The 20706-nt window shown below is 70.3% G+C and carries 22 protein-coding genes; 12 read left to right on the top strand and 10 right to left on the bottom strand.

Annotated features, from left to right (window positions below):
- Positions 1-81 precede the first annotated feature (81 nt).
- The 5 genes from SAOR_RS12245 to SAOR_RS12225 all read right to left on the bottom strand — a co-directional run bounded on the left by SAOR_RS12245 (position 82) and on the right by SAOR_RS12225 (position 5219).
- The gene (locus tag SAOR_RS12245; RefSeq protein WP_185015671.1) at positions 82-636 is read right to left on the bottom strand and encodes a DUF2058 family protein; all 555 of its coding nucleotides are present in this window, start codon (positions 634-636) and stop codon (positions 82-84) included.
- A 227-nt stretch (positions 637-863) separates the two neighbouring features.
- Positions 864-2342 (bottom strand): UdgX family uracil-DNA binding protein, encoded by a 1479-nt coding sequence (locus SAOR_RS12240; RefSeq protein ID WP_123631680.1) that lies wholly within the window; start codon positions 2340-2342, stop codon positions 864-866.
- 2 nt (positions 2343-2344) lie between these two features.
- Positions 2345-3139: a DUF3307 domain-containing protein gene (locus SAOR_RS12235; protein WP_123631679.1), complete on the bottom strand. Its 795-nt coding sequence runs from the start codon at positions 3137-3139 to the stop codon at positions 2345-2347.
- Positions 3140-3239: 100 nt separating this feature from the next.
- A complete protein-coding gene (locus tag SAOR_RS12230; protein ID WP_123631678.1) occupies positions 3240-3911 on the bottom strand; it encodes a hypothetical protein in 672 nt (223 codons plus the stop codon).
- Positions 3912-3941: 30 nt separating this feature from the next.
- Positions 3942-5219: a putative DNA modification/repair radical SAM protein gene (locus tag SAOR_RS12225; protein WP_123631677.1), complete on the bottom strand. Its 1278-nt coding sequence runs from the start codon at positions 5217-5219 to the stop codon at positions 3942-3944.
- Positions 5220-5357: 138 nt separating this feature from the next.
- On the opposite strand from SAOR_RS12225, the gene SAOR_RS12220 reads away from it, so the two are divergent.
- The 5 genes from SAOR_RS12220 (at position 5358) to SAOR_RS12200 (ending at position 9962) form a co-directional block, all read left to right on the top strand.
- Complete coding sequence (locus SAOR_RS12220; RefSeq protein ID WP_123631676.1) at positions 5358-6188, top strand: alpha/beta fold hydrolase; 831 nt, start codon at positions 5358-5360, stop codon at positions 6186-6188.
- Between the two features lie 303 nt (positions 6189-6491).
- Positions 6492-7427: an ABC transporter ATP-binding protein gene (locus SAOR_RS12215; RefSeq protein WP_245965469.1), complete on the top strand. Its 936-nt coding sequence runs from the start codon at positions 6492-6494 to the stop codon at positions 7425-7427.
- Positions 7424-8185: an ABC transporter permease gene (locus tag SAOR_RS12210; RefSeq protein WP_123591215.1), complete on the top strand. Its 762-nt coding sequence runs from the start codon at positions 7424-7426 to the stop codon at positions 8183-8185. The genes SAOR_RS12215 and SAOR_RS12210 overlap by 4 nt, the downstream gene beginning before the upstream one ends.
- A 58-nt stretch (positions 8186-8243) precedes the next feature.
- The gene (gene arfB, locus SAOR_RS12205) at positions 8244-8660 is read left to right on the top strand and encodes an alternative ribosome rescue aminoacyl-tRNA hydrolase ArfB (protein WP_123631674.1); all 417 of its coding nucleotides are present in this window, start codon (positions 8244-8246) and stop codon (positions 8658-8660) included.
- An 84-nt stretch (positions 8661-8744) separates the two neighbouring features.
- On the top strand, positions 8745-9962 hold the full coding sequence (locus SAOR_RS12200; protein WP_123631673.1) for a GGDEF domain-containing protein: 1218 nt from the start codon (positions 8745-8747) through the stop codon (positions 9960-9962).
- Positions 9963-10347: 385 nt separating this feature from the next.
- Here SAOR_RS12200 and SAOR_RS12195 read toward each other — a convergent pair whose 3' ends face one another.
- A complete protein-coding gene (locus SAOR_RS12195; RefSeq protein WP_123591213.1) occupies positions 10348-11076 on the bottom strand; it encodes a gamma-glutamylcyclotransferase in 729 nt (242 codons plus the stop codon).
- On the opposite strand from SAOR_RS12195, the gene SAOR_RS12190 reads away from it, so the two are divergent.
- Positions 11075-11536 carry a DUF4186 domain-containing protein gene (locus SAOR_RS12190; RefSeq protein ID WP_245965468.1) on the top strand — a complete coding sequence of 154 codons (462 nt, stop codon included), beginning with the start codon at positions 11075-11077 and terminating at the stop codon, positions 11534-11536. The two genes, SAOR_RS12195 and SAOR_RS12190, sit on opposite strands and share 2 nt — an antisense overlap.
- 127 nt (positions 11537-11663) lie before the next feature.
- Positions 11664-12194: a hypothetical protein gene (locus SAOR_RS12185; RefSeq protein ID WP_123631672.1), complete on the top strand. Its 531-nt coding sequence runs from the start codon at positions 11664-11666 to the stop codon at positions 12192-12194.
- A gap of 137 nt (positions 12195-12331) precedes the next feature.
- On the opposite strand, the gene SAOR_RS12180 is transcribed toward SAOR_RS12185, so the two are convergent.
- Positions 12332-13930 (bottom strand): isocitrate lyase, encoded by a 1599-nt coding sequence (locus tag SAOR_RS12180; RefSeq protein WP_123631671.1) that lies wholly within the window; start codon positions 13928-13930, stop codon positions 12332-12334.
- A 419-nt stretch (positions 13931-14349) separates the two neighbouring features.
- On the opposite strand from SAOR_RS12180, the gene SAOR_RS12175 reads away from it, so the two are divergent.
- From SAOR_RS12175 to SAOR_RS12165, 3 genes are all read left to right on the top strand, one after another.
- Positions 14350-14691 (top strand): hypothetical protein, encoded by a 342-nt coding sequence (locus SAOR_RS12175; RefSeq protein WP_123631670.1) that lies wholly within the window; start codon positions 14350-14352, stop codon positions 14689-14691.
- A 160-nt stretch (positions 14692-14851) separates the two neighbouring features.
- Entirely contained in the window at positions 14852-15229 is a 378-nt protein-coding gene (locus SAOR_RS12170) for an encapsulin-associated ferritin-like protein (protein WP_123631669.1), read from the top strand.
- A 1-nt stretch (position 15230) separates the two neighbouring features.
- Positions 15231-16046 (top strand): family 1 encapsulin nanocompartment shell protein, encoded by an 816-nt coding sequence (locus SAOR_RS12165; RefSeq protein ID WP_123631668.1) that lies wholly within the window; start codon positions 15231-15233, stop codon positions 16044-16046.
- Between the two features lie 180 nt (positions 16047-16226).
- Here SAOR_RS12165 and SAOR_RS12160 read toward each other — a convergent pair whose 3' ends face one another.
- The 3 genes from SAOR_RS12160 to SAOR_RS12150 all read right to left on the bottom strand — a co-directional run bounded on the left by SAOR_RS12160 (position 16227) and on the right by SAOR_RS12150 (position 18547).
- Entirely contained in the window at positions 16227-16544 is a 318-nt protein-coding gene (locus SAOR_RS12160; RefSeq protein WP_123631803.1) for an AzlD domain-containing protein, read from the bottom strand.
- 8 nt (positions 16545-16552) lie between these two features.
- A complete protein-coding gene (locus SAOR_RS12155; protein WP_123631667.1) occupies positions 16553-17272 on the bottom strand; it encodes an AzlC family ABC transporter permease in 720 nt (239 codons plus the stop codon).
- A 738-nt stretch (positions 17273-18010) separates the two neighbouring features.
- Complete coding sequence (locus SAOR_RS12150; RefSeq protein ID WP_123631666.1) at positions 18011-18547, bottom strand: DUF6918 family protein; 537 nt, start codon at positions 18545-18547, stop codon at positions 18011-18013.
- Positions 18548-18602: 55 nt separating this feature from the next.
- Here SAOR_RS12150 and SAOR_RS12145 point away from each other — a divergent pair, with 55 nt between their 5' ends.
- Positions 18603-19427 carry a sulfurtransferase gene (locus tag SAOR_RS12145; RefSeq protein ID WP_123631665.1) on the top strand — a complete coding sequence of 275 codons (825 nt, stop codon included), beginning with the start codon at positions 18603-18605 and terminating at the stop codon, positions 19425-19427.
- A 732-nt stretch (positions 19428-20159) separates the two neighbouring features.
- Positions 20160-20706: C1orf50 family protein (locus SAOR_RS12140; RefSeq protein ID WP_123631664.1), on the top strand; the 547-nt coding region annotated here is incomplete at its 3' end.

Below are 20706 nucleotides of genomic sequence, written 5' to 3'. Positions count from 1 at the left end.
GTCACGAGCCGGCGGGCATGCCTGTTCATGATGCAGCGAGCGGCAAAACCGTGCACTGTCGGTGCAACGGCGGGCACGGCCTCACCACATCAGGTCATCGGGCACCGGATAGTCGGCATAGGGGTCGTCCGGATCAGGCGCCGGATCGTCCTCCGGCCGGGCGCGCCAGACCACCTCGGGCATGAGCGCGGCGATGCGCTCGGCGGCCTCGCGGGGCACGAGCACGGCACGGCCGCCGTGGCGGACGATGCCGAGCCGGCCCGCGGCGAGGTCGCGGCGCTGGCGGTCGCTCACGGCGATGCGCCGTATCGCGTCGCCGATGTGGTAGTTGTACTGCACCGCGTCGTCGGCGTCGCCCTGGGCGGCCACTGCGTGGCCCTCGATCAGCTGGGCGACCGATGCGTCCCGCTCGCGGGCCTCGCGGCGGCGCTTCTGTTCGGCGTTGAGCGCCCGGTCGCGTTCGCGTTTGGCCGCCTCCGCGGCCGCGATCTCGCGGGCGGTGTCCGGCGCATCGGCCGCTGCGCCCTGCTGCCGCGCGGCCTTGTCCCGGGCGGCCTTCTCACGCCGCGCCTTCTTGGCCTGCTTGGGCCGCGCCACGCCCTTGGCCAGCAGTTGATCCTGCAGCGATTTGCCCATGCCTGTCGCCTCTCGCATCGTTGCCGCGGACTGTCGCGACACAGTCTACCCGCGCATTCGGGCCACGCCGACCCCGGTGTGTCGGACAAGCGGGCGATCATGGCCGCGGCGGTCTTGAACGCGTCCGGGCATCGACGATCGACGACTGGCGGTCGGCCGCCGGCCCGCGGGCCGGTTCGCGATCTCATGCGCCACGCGCCGCCCACCGGGCGCCCGCTACGATCTCGTCAGACCGGCCGCACGCCCTCATGCGCGCGCCGTGCCGCGCGGGCCAGATCGGCGACGAAGTCGCGGTAGTCGCCGTCCGCGCCGCTGCGGAGCACGTGTGCGGGATGGAAGGTGACCAGACAGGCGCGCTCGCCGACCTCGACGATCCGGCCGCGCTGGCGGGCCACCGTGACCGGCCGCCCGAGCAGGGTCCGCGCCGCGGTCGCGCCGAGGCAGACCACGAGCGCCGGCCGCAGCAGTTCCAGTTCGGCGTCCAACCACGGCCTGCAGGCGGCGACTTCGCGGTAGGCCGGCTTGGCGTGGATACGCGCCTTGCCCCGGGGTGTGAACTTGAAGTGCTTGACGGCATTGGTCAGATAGAGCGCGGCGCGATCCAGGCCGGCCTCGGCCAGCGCGCGGTCGAGCAGACGGCCGGCCGGGCCGACGAACGGACGCCCGGCCAGATCCTCGGCGTCGCCCGGCTGCTCGCCGACGACCGCGATGCGGGCATCCGCGGGGCCCTCGCCGAACACCGTGCGGGTCGCCGGCCGCCACAGGGGACAGCCGCGACAGGCCGCGGCCTGCAGCTGCAGCCGTTCCAGCGAGGCCTCCGGCGTGCGTGCGACCGCGGCCGCCTCCCGGGCCGCCGGGCGCTCGGGACGCGGGCCGCAGCGCAGCCGCTCCGAGCCGCCACACTGCGCCTCCATCGCCGCGACGCGAGCATCGGCACCGGCGATCAGCGACGGAATCAGCTCGGCTTCCGGCATGTTCTTCCAGTACTTCGCCGGCATTTCCGACTGCATCGCCCGCCGCTTCAGGCGCGCGGGATTGAAGATGCTGCGGTAGTAGACGCGCCAGGCGTCCTCCAGCGCGTCGCCGGCCGGGGCAGCGGCCGCGTGGGTGCCCGCCGAGAACCACGGCCGGCCCCGGCCCTCGTAGTGCAGACAGCGATCCGGCGTGAGGATCGACCAGCGCATGTTGGCGAAACGCCGTACGAAGAAATCGGCGACGTGAGCGATGATCTCGTGCTCGGGTTCGAACCAGGCCACGTAGCGCGGCTCGCCGTCGATCGCCTCCGGGTCCGGAACCGCGCGGAAGCGCACGAATGCCTTCATCTTGTGGGCATCGCGCCGGACGGCTTTCGCATAGCGGTTGGCCCGCGCCACGTCGGCGTCGCCGGCCAGCGCCAACAGATGTCGTTCGCCGTGGGAGACACGCCAGAGCAGCCGGTAGAGCAGCGCCCAGCGATCGACGCTGCGGTGGCAGGCCACCGCGCGCGCCAGCGCTCCGAAGGCCTTCGGCACGCGTGGCCCGACGACCCGGGCCGGCTCGTCGCCGCGCGCCGCAGGATCGGCCTGCCACCAGAGCGCGTCCGGCGCGCGGCCGGCGCGCCACTGGACACACGCGGCATGCCGCCAGGCCTCGAAATCGGGCGCGAACCGCACCACGGTGCGCTCGGCGCCGGCCTCCGCCTGTCCGAACAGGGACGGCTGGTGCATGGTCACCCCGCGCCTGCGGGCCACAGACCGTCGAGAGCGGCCGCGGTCGCCAGCGCCGTGAGCACCGCCCAGCCGAAACTCGCGAGCGTACCGATGATGACCAGCTCGCTCTTGGCCGGGTCGCGCGCGTATTCGAAGCGCAGGATCGATTTGGCGGCGATCACGAAGCCGATAGCGTTGAACTCGCCGAGCAGCACGAACAGAAAGACGAGACCGCGTTCCAGCCAGCCGATCCAGGCCCCGGCGCGCAGCTCGTCGGCGCCACCGGCATCCTCGGCCCGGCCGGCCGCGGACCCTGGCGATCCGGCCGAACGCGAGTGCCGGATCCCGGCCAGCAGCTGGGCGAGCATCAGATCGCCCACCCGCGTCGCGGCGGTGACGCCGGTGACGAGCGCGGCCGCGGCCGCCAGCCCCTGGGCCGCAGTCGAGCCGAGCACCGCCGGCCACAGCCCCTCGGCGTAGGCCTGCGGCAGGAGCGCGGCCACGATGCCGATCGACAACAGATGGGCGCACTGATCGGCACCGAACAGCCGCAGTGCCGCGAAGGGATGCCGGGCGCGCCGCGCCAGCGCCAGTTTGGCGGCATCGATGCCCGCATGCGCGAGGGTGGCGACAGCGACCGCGATCAGCGCAGCCGGCGTCCAGGCCGCGAGCGCGACGAACGCGGTCGCGCCCACGATCGCCGTATGCCGGAGCAGAACGGCGCGCCGATGCTTGCGCGCGACCATCGCGCGGCTCTGGAGCACGAAATCGGCCAGCACGTGCGCGAACGCCAGCATCGTCAATGTCGCGAGCATGACGGTCGCCTCCTGTATCCGTGGCCCCACCGGGCACCGGTGGCGCGACGTCCGAGCGATGTTATATCAGCCTTATTCGGCTGATTTTTAGAAATCAGCTTTATTCGACTGATGGGCCCGGAACGACTGAATCCACTGCGGCCTCGAAGCGGGCCACGGCATCGAGCAACGCGTGGCCGTCGGCCCGCTCGAAATGCGCGTGCACCGTCTGCGGCGCGACCTCCAGCGCCGCGGCCACGTCGATCATCGCCGGTGCATCGGGCACCGCGAGCCGGCCGAACACCTCGGCCTGGCGTCCGGTCCAGCCCTGCGAGCAGCGATCGCAGACCGCGAACAGGCCGTCCGCCAGATCGTCCAGGGCGACGGACCCGAGCCCGCCGCCGAAGCGCCACAGCCGACGCGTGCCGAGCCCCTCGAGCGCCCGCCCCGACGCCTCGAAGGCCGCGCCCGAGGAGGCGGCCAGCCGCGCGCCGAGGCGAGCCGGGCCGAACGCCGCGGCCAGACGTGTCTCCACCGAGGGGTGCCGCGACCGGATCGCCGCCCGCAGGCCGAGGGCCGCGCGCAGCGTCCAGCGCGGCGCGCCGAGATACAGCTGCCAGCCGTCGCCGCGAAAACGCTCCTCGCGCACGTCCGGCGCCCCCGGCCAGGCGGCGACGACGCCCGAGAACGCCTCGATCCCCGCCATCACGCCATCGAGCGTCTCGGCCGAGAGCGCGCCGGAACGCACGATGTCGCCGGTCAGCACGCATACCGGCGTCGTGTTCGCTGTCATCGCCACCCCCGCTCGTCGCCAGCCGGACCATCAGAAGTCGAAAGTCTGCTGGGCGGCGGCGGGCGGCGCAAACCGGGCGCGCAGCGCGGCGCCGGGCGCATCCGCGACCGCGGGCCGGTGATTGGCGCAGACGATGAACGGCATGGCGCGGGCGATGCCGGCCTTCAGCGCGACCAGGTCCTCGAGCCGGATCCGCTGCCAGCGCCGGATCGACAGCAGCCGATTCACCGATTTCACGCCCAGCCCCGGCACGCGCAGCAGCCGGGGACGCGAGTCGCGGTTCAGGTCCACGGGAAAGAAACCGCGGTTGCGCAGCGCCCAGCCGAGCTTGGGGTCGACGTCCAGATCCAGCATGCCGGGCGTGACGCGGTCGTCGCCGCCGGCCGTGATCTCGTCGGCGCCGTAGCCGTAGAAGCGCAGCAGCCAGTCGGACTGATACAGGCGATGCTCGCGCATCAGCGAGGTGCGCCGCGCGGGCAACGCCGCCGAGCTGTCGGGAATGGGCGAGAAGGCGGAGAAATAGACCCGCTTGAGCCGATAGGCAGCGTACAGATCCGCCGTGGTCGACAGGATGTCCGCGTCGGTCGAGGGTTCGGCGCCGACGATCATCTGGGTGGACTGGCCGGCCGGGGCGAACCGGCCCGGGCCGGCCGCCTTTGGCCGCGCACTGGTCACGCGTCGGGCGGCGCGCCGGTCCTCGGCGTGCGCCTCGCTTCGGGCACGGATGCGCGCCATCGACAGCTTGATGGTGCGGTGGTCCTTTTCCGGCGCGAGCCGGTCGAGCCCGTCCTGGGTCGGCAGCTCGACGTTGATCGACAGGCGATCGGCGTAGCGGCCGGCGGCGGCCAGCAGTTCGCCGTCGGCATCGGGAATGGTCTTGAGATGGATATAGCCGCGGAAATCGTGATCCTCGCGCAGGCTGCGCGCGACCCGGACAAGCTGATCCATGGTGTAGTCGGGCGTGCGGATGACGCCGGAGGACAGAAACAGCCCCTCGATGTAGTTGCGCTTGTAAAACGCCAGGGTCAGGTCGACGACTTCCTCAGTCGTGAATCGCGCCCGGGGCACGTTCGAGGAATTGCGGTTGATGCAGTAGCTGCACTCGTAGATGCAGAAATTGGTGAGCAGGATCTTGAGCAGCGAGATGCAGCGCCCGTCCGGCGCATAGGCATGGCATATGCCCGAGCCGCCGGCCGAGCCGACACCGCGTCCGCCGACCGAATCGCGGCGCGCGCTGCCGCTGGACGCACAGGACGCATCGTACTTGGCCGCATCGGCCAGGATGGCGAGTTTGCGTACGGTTTCCATTGTGTATTTTTATACAGTCACGAAGCGTATCGGTCCAGTACGCAGCCGGCCGGTGGCGGGGTTGCACCGCCGCCGCATTGCCCTGCCGGCGCACTCGGGCGAGACTGCAGTTCCGACACGAAAAGCGAGACAAACGTCATGGCGTTTCTACAGGTTGCGACGGAGAACGAGGCCCCGGTCGAGCTCTACTACGAGGATCACGGCAGCGGCCGACCGGTGGTCCTGATCCACGGCTGGCCGATGAGCGGCCGCAGCTGGGAGCCCCAGGTGGGGGCCCTGATCGAGGCCGGGCATCGCGTGATCACCTACGACCGGCGCGGCTTCGGGCGCTCGTCGCAGCCCTGGAGCGGCTACGATTACGACACCTTCGCCGCCGATCTGCAGGCCCTGCTGACCCACCTCGACCTGCGCGAGGCGACGCTGGTGGGCTTTTCCATGGGCGGCGGCGAGGTCGCGCGCTATCTCGGCCGCTACGGCTCCGAGCGCATCGCCCGCGCGGTGCTGGCCGCGGCGGTGCCGCCGTATCTCTACAAGAGCGACGACAATCCGGACGGCGGCCTGGACGATGCCACCATCGCCCAGTTCGAGGACGGCGTGCGCGGCGACCGCATCGCCTTTCTCGAGGACTTCACGACCCAGTTCTTCAGCAGCGAGCAGGGCCTGCTGGTCAGCGAGGCCAACCGGCAGTACCACCGCCAGATCGCCTCCTTCGCCTCGCCCAAGGGCACGCTCGACTGCATCGCCGCCTTTGGCCGCACCGACTTCCGCGGCGATCTCGAGCGCATCGACGTCCCCGTGCTGATCCTGCACGGCGATGCCGACGCCATCGTGCCCTTCGAGGTCAGCGGCAAACGCGCGGCGGACATGATCGGCGACAGCTCGGTCTCGGTGATCCAGGGCGGGCCGCACGCGATCAACGCGACCCACGCCGATGAATTCAACCGCGCGCTGATCGACTTCATCGCCTGAGGGTAGGCAGCGCCGGGGCGCGGAGGACGGCCGGCCAACGCCGAGGCGCCGGCACACCAATGCCGCGCCGTCGGCCGCCGTCGCGGCTCCCGCGGCCGCTGAACCGCACCGGCCGGGCCCGCCGCGGCGAGCGGCCGCGGCCCGTTGCGGCACATCCGTGCGCGTCCGTTCCGTCCCGCGCCGTGGCCCGGGACGGCGGAGGGCGCGTTCGACCGCCGCCGCATGCGGGCGGGCGTTGCGCCGCAGCCGCGCTGGCGTACCCTACGCGGGCCGCCGTCCGTCCGCTCGACCCGAGGACCGTCCGTGTCGTCACCGATCATCTCGATTCACGGTCTGACCAAGACCTTCCCCTCCGGCTTCACCGCGCTCAAGGGCATCGACCTGGAGATTCCGCGCGGCGAGATATTCGCCCTGCTCGGCCCGAACGGCGCCGGCAAGACGACGCTGATCAGCATTCTCTGCGGTCTGGTCAACCCGAGCGGCGGCCGTGCGACCGCCGACGGCCACGACATCATCAGCGACTATCGCGCGGCGCGCGAAAAGATCGGGCTGGTGCCGCAGGAACTGACCACGGACCAGTTCGAGAAGGTCCGCGCCACCGTCGCCTTCAGCCGCGGGCTGTTCGGCAAGCCGAAGGATCCCGAACGCGTCGATCGGGTCCTGCGCGAGCTGTCGCTCTGGGACAAGCGCGACGCCATGCTCATGACGCTGTCGGGCGGCATGAAGCGGCGCGTGATGATCGCCAAGGCGCTGGCCCACGAGCCGAGCATCCTGTTTCTCGACGAACCCACGGCGGGCGTGGACGTCGAACTGCGTCGCAGCATGTGGCAGGTCGTGCGCGCGCTGCGCGAGTCCGGGGTCACCATCATTCTGACCACCCACTATCTCGAGGAGGCCGAGCAGATGGCCGACCGCATCGGCGTGATCAACGCCGGCGAGCTGATCGTGGTCGAAGAAACCCACGAACTGATGCGTCGGCTCGGCGAGAAGCGTCTGACCCTGCAGCTGGACCGGCCGCTCGAACGCCTGCCGGCGGCGCTCGCCGATCACGATCTGACCGTGAGCGAGGACGGCTGGGCGCTGGTCCACACCTACAACAGCCGCGACCGCGCGGCCGGCATATCCGCGCTGTTCCGCGATCTCGACGCCGCCGGGGTGGGCCTGCGCGACGTCGACACCCAGAAGAGTTCGCTGGAGGAGATCTTCGTGGATCTGGTCAACACGGGAGGCCGCGCATGAATTTCCACGCCATCGCCACGATCTACAAGACCGAGATGGCACGCACCTGGCGCACCCTCTTCCAGAGCGTGGTCTCGCCGGTGATCTCGACGTCCCTGTACTTCGTGGTCTTCGGCTCGGCGATCGGTTCGCGCATCGACGAGGTCGGCGGCGTGAGCTACGGCGCCTTCATCGTGCCCGGGCTGATCATGCTGACGCTGATGACCCAGGGCATTTCCAACGCCTCGTTCGCGATCTATTTCCCGAAGTTCATCGGCACCATCTACGAGCTGCTCTCCGCCCCCATCTCCTACGTGGAGATCGTGATCAGCTATGTCGGTGCGGCGGCGACCAAGTCGGCCATGCTCGGGCTGATCATCCTGGCCACGGCGTCGCTGTTCGTGGATCTGGAGATCGCGCATCCGTTCATGATGCTGCTGTTCCTGGTGCTGACCTCGGTCACCTTCAGCCTGTTCGGCTTCATCATCGGCATCTGGGCCGACAATTTCGAGAAACTCCAGCTCGTCCCGCTGCTGATCGTCACACCGCTGACCTTCCTCGGCGGCACCTTCTACGCGATCGACATGCTCCCGCCCCTGTGGCAGAAGATCACCTTGTTCAACCCGGTGGTGTATCTGGTCTCCGGCTTTCGCTGGAGCTTCTACGGCGTGGCCGACGTCAGCGTGGGCCTCAGTCTGGTGATGATCACGGTGTTTCTGGCCGCCTGCATGGCGCTGGTCGCCTGGATCTTCCGGACCGGCTACCGGCTCAAGTCGTGACCGCGCCCCGGTACCAGCGGCTCCAATGGCCGGCCCCACGGCGGCCCGGACGGTGACCATGCTCGCGATCTCCGGCCGCGTCGGCCTATCCATGCAAGAGATCGAGCTGCGGGCGATTCGCGCCCGCGGCGCCGGCGGTCAGAACGTCAACAAGGTCGCCACGGCGATTCATCTGCGCTTCGACATCCGGGCCTCGTCGCTGCCCGACGTCTACAAGGAACGCCTGCTGGCGCTGGCCGACCAGCGGATCTCGGCGGACGGGGTGATCGTGATCAAGGCCCAGCGTCACCGCACGCAGGAGGCCAACCGCGCCGACGCCCTCACGCGACTGCAGGCGCTGATCCGCGCGGCCACGCGCGAACGCAAGAAACGACGCCCCACGCGCGCCAGTCGCGCGGCCCGCCGAAAACGCGTGGACAACAAGACACGACGCGGCCGCAAGAAGACACTGCGCGGACGCGTCGACCCGGAGTGATCGTCGGAATGGCGTATTCAAGCGCCGCCGACGACGTGCTAGAACAACCGCGGTAACCATGATTCCAGAGCCTCGGTCCTGCGCATGAGCGAACCGACCATCACCCGCGCCGAAGTCCGGCGCTGCATCGACAACCGCGGCCCGGGCCTGCGCTTTCCGCCGGCGGTGGAGCGCGCCTTCGAGACCTACCGCCGGCGCCATCAGGCGCGCGTGACGCTCGCCACGATCGGGCCCACCCTGCTGATCTACAACCTGTTTCTGATCGTGGATTTTCTGCTGCTGCCGCAGACCTTCCTGATCGCACTGGTCGCGCATCTGCTGGTGGTCACGCCGGCGATCCTGCTGGCCGGCTGGCTCGTGCGGCGGGAGCCGGGGCTGATCCTGCGCGAGTCCCTCACGGCGACGATACCGCTGGCCATGGTGGCGCAGATTCTCTTCGTCTACGCGCTCAACAGCGGCCCCTCCGCGGACCAGTACCAGTTTCTGGTGCTGCCGGTGCTGATCTATGCCTGCGTCAACCAGCGGCTGGACTTCCGATTCGCCGCCGCCACGACCGCCCTCATCGTCGCGGCCTATCTGGCGGTCCTGCTGCCCCACGCCAACACCGTGGCCACCCAGCTCGTGGGCCTGACGATCATGCCCTGTGTGGCCTATCTGGGAATCGCGGCCAGCTATCGCATGGAATGGGACACCCGCTATGCCTTTCTGCGCCGCCTGCAGGACCGGCTCAAGCGCGAGGAGGCCGAGCTGGCCGCGCGTCACGATCCGCTGACCGGCCTGGCCAACCGCTACGCGCTGGAACGGCGGATCGAATCGCTGCAGACGGGCCTGCACGGCAGCGATCTGTCGGTGGCCGCGCTCATGATCGACGTCGACCACTTCAAGGCCTTCAACGACCACCACGGGCATCCCGAGGGCGATGCCTGCCTGCAGCGCATCGCCGGCGCGCTCTATGCCCGGCTGCGCAACGACAGCGACCTGGCCGTGCGCATCGGCGGCGAAGAGTTTCTGGTGCTGCTGCACGGTGCCGGCCTGGCCGACGCGGTGCGCATCAGCGAACGCATCCGGCGCGCGGTCGAGGGCTTCGGCATCCGCCACGCCGAACGCCATGACCACGACGTGGTCACGGTAAGCATCGGCGCCATGGCCGGGTCGCTGGCGCGTTTCCGGGTCGACCAGCTCATCGACGGCGCCGATTCGGCGCTGTACGCGGCCAAGGACGCGGGCCGCAACCGCGTCTGGCCGCCGTTCGACGATGCCGATGCGAATGCGCCGGGCCGGACCCGGCATGCGCCCGCCTGACAGGAACCCGCGCCGCGAATCATCGCCCCGGCCGGCCGTTCACCGCATGCATAGAGCGCGCTCGGGCTGGACCAGCCGCGCCGACGGTGCTGACTCGGGGAACGCGCCGCCGATACCGCGGACGGCCACGGCGCGAAAACCTTGGCGCCCGGCGCCGCGGATACGTTCTTCGCAAGGGCTCGGTTGGACAAGACGGGCGTGGCCGCGCGCTCGCGGCGCCGGCACGGTCGAGCGTCGGCGCCGTCGCCGAGGCCCTACCGCGTTGCAGGCGTCGCCACGTCCGCGCGTCGGCGTCCGCCGGGCTGGTCGGCAAACCGGGCCACGTCGGCCGCACGCGGCCCCCGTCGACTGCCACGGCCCTGCGGGCGGTGCCGCGCCGAAGCCGCTAGCCGCTGGAGGCGGCCATGCGGGCGCGCTGCGCGGCCACGCGGGCCCGCAGATGCCGCAGCCGGCGGTCGTGAATGCCCTGCGCATCGAGCCGCGCGACCGTGCTGTCCAGATAGTCGGCGGCCGAACCGATTTCGCCGTGGCCCGTGGCCAGCAGTTGCACGACCTCGGTCTCGTCGAGGCGGCCGCAGTAGTTCTCGTGCGCGCGGTTGACCACGAACGCGATCGCGGCGACCGGTCCGGCGTCGGTGCGCAGCCGGACCCAGCGCGGGGTATAGACGCCGGTGAGCATTTCCCGGCGCCAGATCATGAGCAGTTCGTGGTCGAGATCGTCGACGGCCACGCGCAGCGCCATGCCGGGACAAGAGCCGCCGCGGACCAGCCCCAGCATCAGACCGGGCGCATCGGGGCAGCCGCGGCCGTGGGTCAGGCGGATGCGGAAATCGCGGTGATAGCCGTAGAGACGCGCGTCCCGCCATTCGGCAACCGCGACGCAGGGATTCCACAACAGCGAGCCGTAGCCGAACAGCCAGACGCCGTCGGCCGCGCCCGCCAGCGGCGGCCGGGCGGCGAGCGTGTCGCGGATCGAGGCACGCATGCCGGCGTTCGAGATCATGGGCAGATCGGGATGGCGGCGGCGCAGCGTCTCGCGCAGGCCGTCGCGTTCGAGCACCTCGCGGGTGATGCCGCTGGGCAGCCCGCCCGGGGCCGCGTTCGAATCGGTCATGGTCCTCAGTATTACGCGCCTGGCCGCGGACGTCGAGCCACGCCGCCCGAGCGGTTATCCTGCCGGCATGCGCGATCTGGACGATCTGTTCGCCGGGCTGGCCCAATCCCGTTTCCGCCGCCGCTTCGCGCTCGGCCGGCGCGAGGCCGACTATCTGGCCCAGCGCGGTCTGGATGCGGTGCTCGCGCACGGCGCCGAGTTCGTCGCCGATCGCCTGGCCCCGGCCCGGCCGGCCAACGACGGCCGCCAGACCCCGTGGCGCAACCACCCGATCTTCGTGGCCCAGCACGCCACCGGCACCTGCTGCCGGACATGCCTGGCGCGCTGGCATCGCATTCCCGCCGAGCGCGCGCTGTCCGCGGGGGAACAGGCCTATGTGCTCGCGGTGATCGCGCGCTGGCTGCGCAATCAGCCCGAAGCGGCGACCGCACCACGCCAGCCCGATCTGTTCCGGGATTAAGGCGCGGCGAACGGGCCCGCGTGAGCGCGAACGCGCATGCCACGGAGGTCGACTCCACCCGCGCGGCCGATCGTGCGAGAGTAGGCGGCGACCGACGAGGAACCGATCTCAACCAAGGGGACATTGCATGCCAAGCGATCCGGAACTGAGTGCACTTCAGACCAAGCTGACCGAGGCCACGGCCGGCAGCGCCTTCACACCGCGCGAGCGCGAGCTGCTGGTCGACGGACTGCGCCGCATCGAAGCAGACCCCGACGCCCGCTCGACGCCCTTCCGGCGGGAGCTGGACTTCTTTCTGGTCTGTCTCGGCTACTGCCTGCTGGCGTTTGCGGTCATCGTGACCATGCGCTGGGCGGCCAGCGATCCGCTGGGCGGCGCGGGCGCGTTCGGGCTCGCCTTCATCACCGGCCTGAGCGCGGCCGCGCTGCAGCGCTACTATCCGCGTGCCCGGGCCGGCACGAGCGGCTGGACTTGGGTCGTCGTCGCCGGGGCGGGGCTGGTGATCTCGCTGTTCGCGCTGACCGCCGCCGGCGCGATCGGCGCGGTGCTCGGCATCGCCGTCGGGGCCGTGACCTTCCAGGCGCTTCGCCGCCAGCGCAAAGCGCCGACCGCCCATGACGCATCCGCGAGCGGCCACGCCGGCGGCCAGCCCGCCTGAGGCAGAATCCCGTCGTCGCCCCATCCGGCCGGGGCGGGACGGCGGGCCCGTTTCAGACACAAAAAAAAGCGGGACCCAAGGGTCCCGCTTTTTTATGCGCGACGGACGGACGCCCGCCGCCACCATGACCCCGGCGTTCAGCCGAACTGGTTCATAGTGTTGCTCTTGCCACCGGCCTTCAGCGCGTTCTCGCGCGAGAAGAACTCCTTGTGGTCATCGCCGATGTTGGAACCGGCCATGTCCTGGTGCTTGACGGTGGCGATACCTTCGCGGATTTCCTTGCGCTGCACGCCTTCCACATAGGCCAGCATGCCGAGTTCGCCGAAGTAGCCCTTGGAGAGCTGGTCGGTCGACAGGGCCGCGGTGTGGTAGGTCGGCAGCGTGATCAGGTGATGGAAGATACCGGCCTTGGCCGCGCCTTCCTTCTGGAAGTCCCGCGTCCACTCGTCGGCCACCCGGGCGAGCTCGGTATCGTCGTATTCCGGGCTCATCAGCTGGGCGCGGTCGTAGGCGGACACGTCCTTGCCCTCGTCCTTCCAGGCATCGAAGACCTGCTGACGGAAGTTCAGCGTCCAGTTGAACGACGGGCTGTTGTTGTAGACCAGCTTCGCGTCCGGCACTTCCTCGCGGATGCGATCGACCATGCTGGCGATGTGCGCCACGTTCGGGGTCGAGGTCTCGATCCACAGCAGATCGGCGCCGTTCTTGAGGCTGGTGATGCAGTCCAGCACCACGCGATCCTCGCCGGTGCCCTTCTTGAACTCGAACAGGCCCGAGGCCAGACGCTGCAGGCGCACGAGCTTGCCGTTCTGCTTGATCACGACATCGGAGGCATTGATCTCGGAGGGATCCGTGATCTCTTCGCCGTCGAGGTAGCTGTTGTACTGATCGCCCAGATCGCCCGGCTCGTTGGACACGGCGATCTGCTGGGTCAGGCCCGCGCCCAGGCTGTCGGTGCGGGCGACGATGATGCCGTCGTCCACACCCAGCTCCAGGAACGCATAGCGCACGGCGTTGATTTTGGCCAGGAACGACGCATGCGGCACGGTGACCTTGCCGTCCTGATGGCCGCACTGCTTGACGTCGGACACCTGGTTTTCGATCTGGATCGCGCAGGCGCCGGCCTCGATCATCTTCTTGGCCAGCAGATAGGTGGCCTCTTCGTTGCCGAAACCGGCATCGATGTCGGCGATGATCGGGATGACGTGGGTCTCGAAGTTGTCGATCTTCTCCTGCGCCTTCTTCGCGGCGACTTCGTCACCGGCTTCCTTGGCCTCTTCGAGGTCACGGAAGTAGTGGTTCAGCTCCCAGGCGTCGGCCTGCTTGAGGAAGGTGTAGAGCTCCTCGATCAGCGACGGCACGGTGGTCTTCTCGTGCATGGACTGGTCGGGCAGCGGGCCGAACTCGGAGCGCAGCGCGGCGACCATCCAGCCGGACAGGTACAGATAGCTCTTCTTCAGCGAGCCGAAGTGCTTCTTGACCGAGATCGCCTTCTGCTGACCGATGAAGCCGTGCCAGCAGCCCAGCGACTGGGTGTACTGCGAAGAGTCCCGATCGTAGTCGGCCATGTCCTCACGCATGATCTTGGCCGTGTACTTGGCGATATCCAGGCCCGTGTGGAAACGGTTCTGGGCGCGCATGCGCGCGGCGTGTTCCGGATTGATGGCAGCCCAGGCGCTGCCGTTCGCGTCGCGCAGCGCTGCCACGGCATCAACGTCGTTCGAGTACTGAGACATGTCGTTTTTTCCCTCGGGTTGAGTGAACACCACAGGCGGCTAGCTCGGGCGATAATCCGCCCGCCGCGCCCGCCGGTATCGGGGTCGCATTCTAGGGCGCGCCGACGAATACGAACAGTAAATGGATTTGATATCGGACATTCACGCCATGAATATAAAGTGCCTGCTCGCATGGCCCTGCAACGGCCGTGCGGCCGAACACTCGGGCGCGCGGTGCAGCTCGATCGTTGTCGGCGTGTCCACGGATCGACGATCGATGTCGTGTCGCACCGGCCGGATACGGCATGATCGATAACGTCGGGCGCCGACAAGAGCGATCGGCGCAGGTCGAGCGGGCCGGGAGCACAAACCCGCACCGCCCGACGGACCGCAAGACCGTTCGCGCACGGAGGCGCACGATCCACTAGGCTCCGACACCCATGACGGACACGAACTATCCGATCACGCCGGACGGGCGCTACTTCGTCGCCCGCAGCCGCCTGTGGCGCCGCAGCGACCCGTCCCTGACCGACACCGAGCGTGACACCCGGGTGCGCGACCTCATGGCCGCACGACGCGCGGTCCGCGATGCCGCCGACGACGGCGAGAGGCGGGCGGCGCGCGAACGCGTCCAGACCGCCAAGGTCGCGCTGGGTGAACGCGGCCCGGTGTGGTGGTGCGACGGCGCGCCCGACGAAAGCCGCCGGCATCCGGCCAACAGCCGCTATGCGCCGTGGTGGGCCGCGCTCGATGCGGAGACCCGGGACGCCGGCACGCGTTGATCGACGCGACGACAGCCGCGACCGGCGCGCCAGGCAACGGTCCGGACGCCCGGCACGCACGACGGCGAAGATTGCGCGCCGCCATCGGCCGCAGCCGCCGACTTGACGCGGACCGGTGCAACGGCCCGATGATGGACACGACAATCCTGTGGAGATTCCCATGGCCGAATCGAGTGATTCGTTTCACGAGCCCGTCGAGCTGTTGTCCGCGCAGACCCTGGAAGCCCATCGGGGCATCGTCTCGCTCATGGAAGAGCTGGAGGCCGTCGACTGGTACAGCCAGCGCATCGACGCCGCCGACGACGCCGAACTCAAGGCGCTGCTAAGCCACAACCGCGACGAGGAGAAAGAGCACGCGATGATGACGCTGGAATGGCTGCGGCGGCGCGACCCGGCGCTGGACGCCCAGATGCGCACCTATCTGTTCACCCAGGGCGACATTCTGGCCGCCGAGGAAGACGCCGTGGACGAGACCGCCGCCGAAGACACGGCCGCGGCCGACGGCTCGCTCGGCGTCGGCAGCCTGCGGGAGGACTGAAATGAACCATCTGCATCGTGAACTGGCACCGATCACCCCCGCCGCCTGGGCCGAGATCGAGGACGAGGCCCGGCAGACGCTCAAGCGCATGCTGGCCGGGCGCAAGCTGTTCGACTTCGAGGGCCCGCACGGCTGGGACCGCGCCGCGGTGAATCTGGGCCGGGTCCGGGCGCTCGACGCCGCGCCCGAGCCGGCCGCACGCATCCGCCAGCGCCAGGTCCAGCCCCTGATCGAGGCCCGCATTCCCTTCGAGATGGATCGCGACGAGCTCGAGGCGGCCGCCCGCGGCGCGCCGGACATCGACCTCGACGCGGTCACCGAGGCCGCGCGCCGCGCCGCCCTCATGGAGGACGGCGCCCTGTTCAACGGCTACGCGGCCGCGGGTATCACCGGCGTGATGGAGACCGCCGAGCATCGCCCGCTGACCATCGCCGACGACGACTACGGCCAGTATCCGGGTCTGGTCGCCGAGGCGACCGACGCCCTGCGCAGCGCCGGCGTCGACGGCACCTACGCGATCGCGCTCGGCCCGCGCTGCTACACCGAGCTCACCCGCACCACCCAGCAGGGCTATCCGGTGATGGAACACGTACGGCGCATCCTCAAGGGGCCGATCGTCTGGGCGCCGGCGGTGGACGGCGCGGTGGTGATGAGCATGCGCGGTGGCGACTTCGTGCTGCACGTCGGCCAGGACTTCTCCATCGGCTACAGCAGCCATTCCGAATCCAGCGTCTCGCTCTACATTCAGGAGAGCTTCACCTCGCTGGTATTCGGCCCGGAGGCCGCGGTGCCGCTGCGACACGCCGACAGCGGCTGACCTGCCCCCAACGGCGCCCGCCGGCCGGCGGGCGCTGTCAACTCGGATAGCGCTTGTCGCGACGCCCCGGCATCCCGTCCACCGGGAGCGCGGCCGGCCATCCGACAGCCAGCCGGGCCCACCGGCGCATCACGAACGCCCGGCGCCGCCCTCCCCTCACGCCTGAACCCCGCGCGAGCGTCAGAGGCCGAACCCGGCCGTCAGCGCCCAGAGCGTGCCCATGCCGGCGACGATGGTGTAGAGCACGTTTCGGGTGCGCCAGGCCACGACGGCGGCCACGACCGCCGCGATCAGGCGCAGATTGTCCGGGGCCAAGTGCAGCGACCCGTCGCTGACGAGCACCGCCGGCCAGATCAGCGCCGACAGCACCGCCGCCGGCACGAAGCGCAGGGCCCGGCGCACCGCCGCCGGCAGCGCGAGACGGTCGCTGGCGCCGATGAACGACCACCGCAGCAGGAACGTCAACACGCCCGCCGCGGCGATCGTGATGCCGGTCATCAGCGGGCTCACGGCGCTTCCGGCTCGTCGCCGCGAATCCGAGCGCCGGCCATGCCGGCAGCGATGCCGGCCAGCGCGCCGGCGATCAGGCCCAGATTCCACGGCAGGTCGTGCGCCGCCACCGCCACGGCCCCGCCGGTTGCGGCCGCCGCCCAGCTCGGCGCGTCCCGCAGGGCCGGCATCACCAGCGCCATGAACGTCAGCGGGATGGCGAAATCCAGCCCCCAGGCCGCCGGCAGCCGCGCGCCGAGCGTGGCCCCGAGCACGGTCGCCACCTGCCAGCCGAACCACAGCGGCAGCGCCACGCCGAGATAGAACGCCAGCCGTCGGCCGATGCCGTCGCGTTCGGCAAAGCCGTAGAGCCCGAGCACATAGGCCTGATCGGTGAGCAGATAGCCAGCCAGCGCCTTCCAGCCGGCCGAAGCGCCGCGAAAATACGGCGCGATCGAGGCGCTGTACATGGTGAAACGCAGATTGATGAAGGCCACGGTCAGCAGAATGATCGCCAGCGGCGCCCCGTCGTGGATGAGCTGCATGGCCACGATCTGCGACGCACCGGCGAACACCACCAGGGAGAACGCGCTCGCCACGCCCGCCGAGAAGCCCAGCTGGACCGCCACGACGCCCGTGATCAGCGCGAACGGCAGCACGCTCAGCAGCAGCGGGAGGACCGCCTGCGCGCCGGCGGCGAAATCCCGACCGAGGGATGAGCCCTGATTGTCCGCCATGCGCCTCCCGCTCGTTCTTGTGGCCGCACGGGCCGTCGTCCGTCCAGCCGCGCACCATACGGCGGCCGACCGGCGGCTGCATCTCCGCCGCGCCCGCAGCCCTCCCATCGAGACGGCGTAGGCACCGTCGCCGTCCGGGCGCGCCTGTCCATACGCGACGAAACCCGAGACCGGCACGCCGGCGCGACACCGCACGGCCGGAGCGATGGCGGCGTGCTCGCTACCGGGTCATCGGCACCGTGCGAGGCCGCGGTCGATCATCGCGACAGGCCGGCCACGGCGGCGCTGTCGATGCTCGCGATGACGGCGACCTTGCCGCGTGTCGGCGCCGCCCACAGTGTCCCGCCGCCCGTCCAAGCCAGATCGAACACGGCGCTCGCCTCGACCGGCCCGAGCAGCCGGTGCGGTCCGGCGCGGCCGATCGACTGCGCGGGAGCCGATGCCCGTCGCGTCGGCGTCCCGCCGAACGAATCGTTGCCGCAGGAGCGGGCACGGCCTCCAATCAACCACCGCCCGGCGCCGGCACACGCCCGTCGGCCAACGACGAGCGCCGCCGTCGGACGCGTAGAGAATACCGCGCTGCCGTCAGCGCAGACGCCGCACGGTGGCACGGAATCCGCGCGGGACGCGCCGGAGCCGCCGCCGGAACGCAACGACGGCGCGGCTGGCGCGGCACGGATGCCGAGGGGCCGGCTTCGCTTTCGGTGACGCGACCTGGGCCGCGCCCTTCTAAAAGGCCTATTCGGCGTGGCGGGCGATCACGCTCGCGATCTGCGGCATCGCCTCGGAGATCTCGCGCCGGGCGCGTCCGCGTACGCGGCCGTAGGCCGAGTGGATGGTGCGGTTGTGGATGCGCTCCGCGCGGCGATCGGCCGCGATCAGCATGGCATCCGCAACCTCGTCCTCGTGCGCGATGAGATGCGCACGCAGGTCCTCGCCGCCTTCGGCGCGATACTTGGCGTAGCAGGGCTCGAGCGCGTGCACGAAATCGGGCGAGAGTTCGCGCACCGTGCGCTCTGTGATGTCCGGCTTGACTTTCTGCGTCACCTTGAAGGCGGTGCGCAGGGTCATGCCCTTCTTGCGGATCTCGTCGCCGATGAGTGCGATGCAGTCGTCCACGAAGCGGGGGAAGGTCTCCGGCGAGAGCAGCTGGGCTGCGAGCGGCCCGTCGGCCAAGGCGTCGGCGGATTCGGAAGAGGTATTGCGCATGACCGCGTTCTGGATGGATGATCGCGGATGGTTCCAGAGGCGCCCGGCCCGGTCAATCACCGCCACGGACGGGTGGCCTGCCGATTCCCGCCGATTTCAGAACACGCTCCGGAGGTCGCTCATGTCATCTGCACTCGTCAGCGCCGCCCGGCTCGCCGACTGGATGGCCGAACAGCGACCGCTCGTGGTGCTCGATGCCCGTGCCCGGCTCACCGATGCGGACGCCGGCCACGCCCTGTGGGCCGAGGGCCACATACCCGGGGCCCGGCATGCCGACATGGACCGGGACCTGTCCGCACCGCCGTCGGCCGCCGGCGGCCGTCATCCGCTACCCGCCGAGGCCGACTTCGCCGCACGCCTGCGGGACTGGGGCATCACGCCCGACCGAACGGTCGTGGTCTACGACGACACGGGCGGCCAGATCGCGGCCGCCCGGGCCTGGTGGATGCTGAAATGGGCCGGTCACCCGGCCGCGCACGTGCTGGACGGCGGCTGGTCGGCCTGGCAGGCCGGCGGCTACCCGGTCGAGATCGGCGCCCCGCTGACCGATACCAGCGACTGGCAGCCGGAATTCGATGATCGCCTGATCGCGAGCGCCGACGACGTCGCCCGGGGCGACGCCGTGCTGCTGGACGCCCGCGCCGGCGAACGCTTCCGCGGCGAGGTGGAACCGCTCGATGCCGCCGCCGGCCACATTCCGGGCGCGCGCAGCGTACCGGGCGCATCGATGCTGGACGCGCAGGGCGCCTTTCTGCCGAGCGCCGATCTCGAACGCGCCCTGCCACGGGGTGACGACGTCATCGCCTACTGCGGCTCCGGCATCAGCGCCTGTCAGCTGATCCTCGCCCACGCCGTGCTCGGCCGCCCGCTGCCACGGCTGTATCCCGGTTCCTGGAGCGCCTGGAGCAGCGATCCGGCGCGCCCGGTGGCCACCGGGCCGGAATGACGCGTCGCGGCCGCCGGATCGGCGCGCCATGTCGCCATGCGCGTGCGTAGCGGACGCTCCGGCGGAGGCTCTGCCGATTCGCGCGCCGCCGCGCCGCATCGACCGTCCGGGCCCTGCGATCGCCGGGCGATCGCGGAACGCGGTCCCGACCGCCTGACGACATTCCCCCGGCGCTTCAGAACGACACGTGAAACCGGTCAGCAGCGGCAAGCGCCGCGATCAAACGCTCGAACTGTGCCACCGGGATTATCGATAAGAGGCGGAATCACTGAGCACCCGCGGCTGATCATTGGCGCCCGCGTCGCTGGACGTGGCGCAGACGCCGGCCCACAGACCGCGGCGGGCGTATTGCACCGAGGATACGGGCGGCCCGATGTTGCGGCGGCGCCCGACCGCGCAGGCCACCGGCGCTCGTCACGACCCGTCGGCAGAGCGCCGAGGCCTCCACGTGGGCGGCCTCGTACAGCCGAACGTCGCCGATGCCGGGGGCCGGCGCAACGGGCATCGCGTAGCGGATCGATGGCCACCGGCGGTGCCGCCCGGCACGCTACCCGAGCGGGGCGCCGCGATCGGCCGATCAACATCGCTTGGCCTCCATGACGGCGGCCGGGCATCTGAGGCACGCGCTCGAGACGGCGGCGGGCGCGACGCATCGACCACAGCACCTGACGCGGACGCTGCCCTGCCCTACAGTGTCGGTCACCGCTTGCCGAACCCGGACCCCGAGACGCCATGGCCCGAAATCCCAATCCCCAGGGCAAGGGCGGTTCCACGGTGCTCGCCACGCTGGACGACCAGCGCGGCGCGCTCGCCGAGGTGCCGCCCAAGCACATCGAACAGGTCACCACCGAGCTGTTCACTTCGATGTTCGTGCTGGAGAGCGATTTCCGTTTCCAGCCGGTGCCCGACAAGTCCTATTATCTCTATCGCAAACCGGAAGGTTTCTGGCTCGGGATCACGCCGCCGCGCATGATGCGCGAAGCCGTCGGCGGACGCTTCATCGGCGTCTGCACGCTGCAGACCGACATGACATGGACGCTGGAGCTGGCCGAGGACGTGGCCGCCGACGCGGCCTTCATGGACTGGCTGGCAGCCAAGCGTCGTGATTTCGAGGACCGCCTGGGCGAGGCCGAGACGGTCGACGACGTGCTGCCGGTCTACGAACGCCGGTTCGCTTTCTATCGCCGCGCCTCGGCGTTCGCCGTGGCCCACTCCCTGGGCCGGTCGATGACGCAGTCCGGAATCAGCGGGCTGTCCTACGACGAAGCCCGCGGCCTGC

Origin of the sequence: Salinisphaera orenii subsp. orenii MK-B5 (assembly GCF_003788635.1) — a bacterium.
GTDB lineage: Bacteria > Pseudomonadota > Gammaproteobacteria > Nevskiales > Salinisphaeraceae > Salinisphaera > Salinisphaera orenii.
Note: the sequence above shows the minus strand (reverse complement) of the source record. Positions and strands in the feature narration are given on the sequence as shown.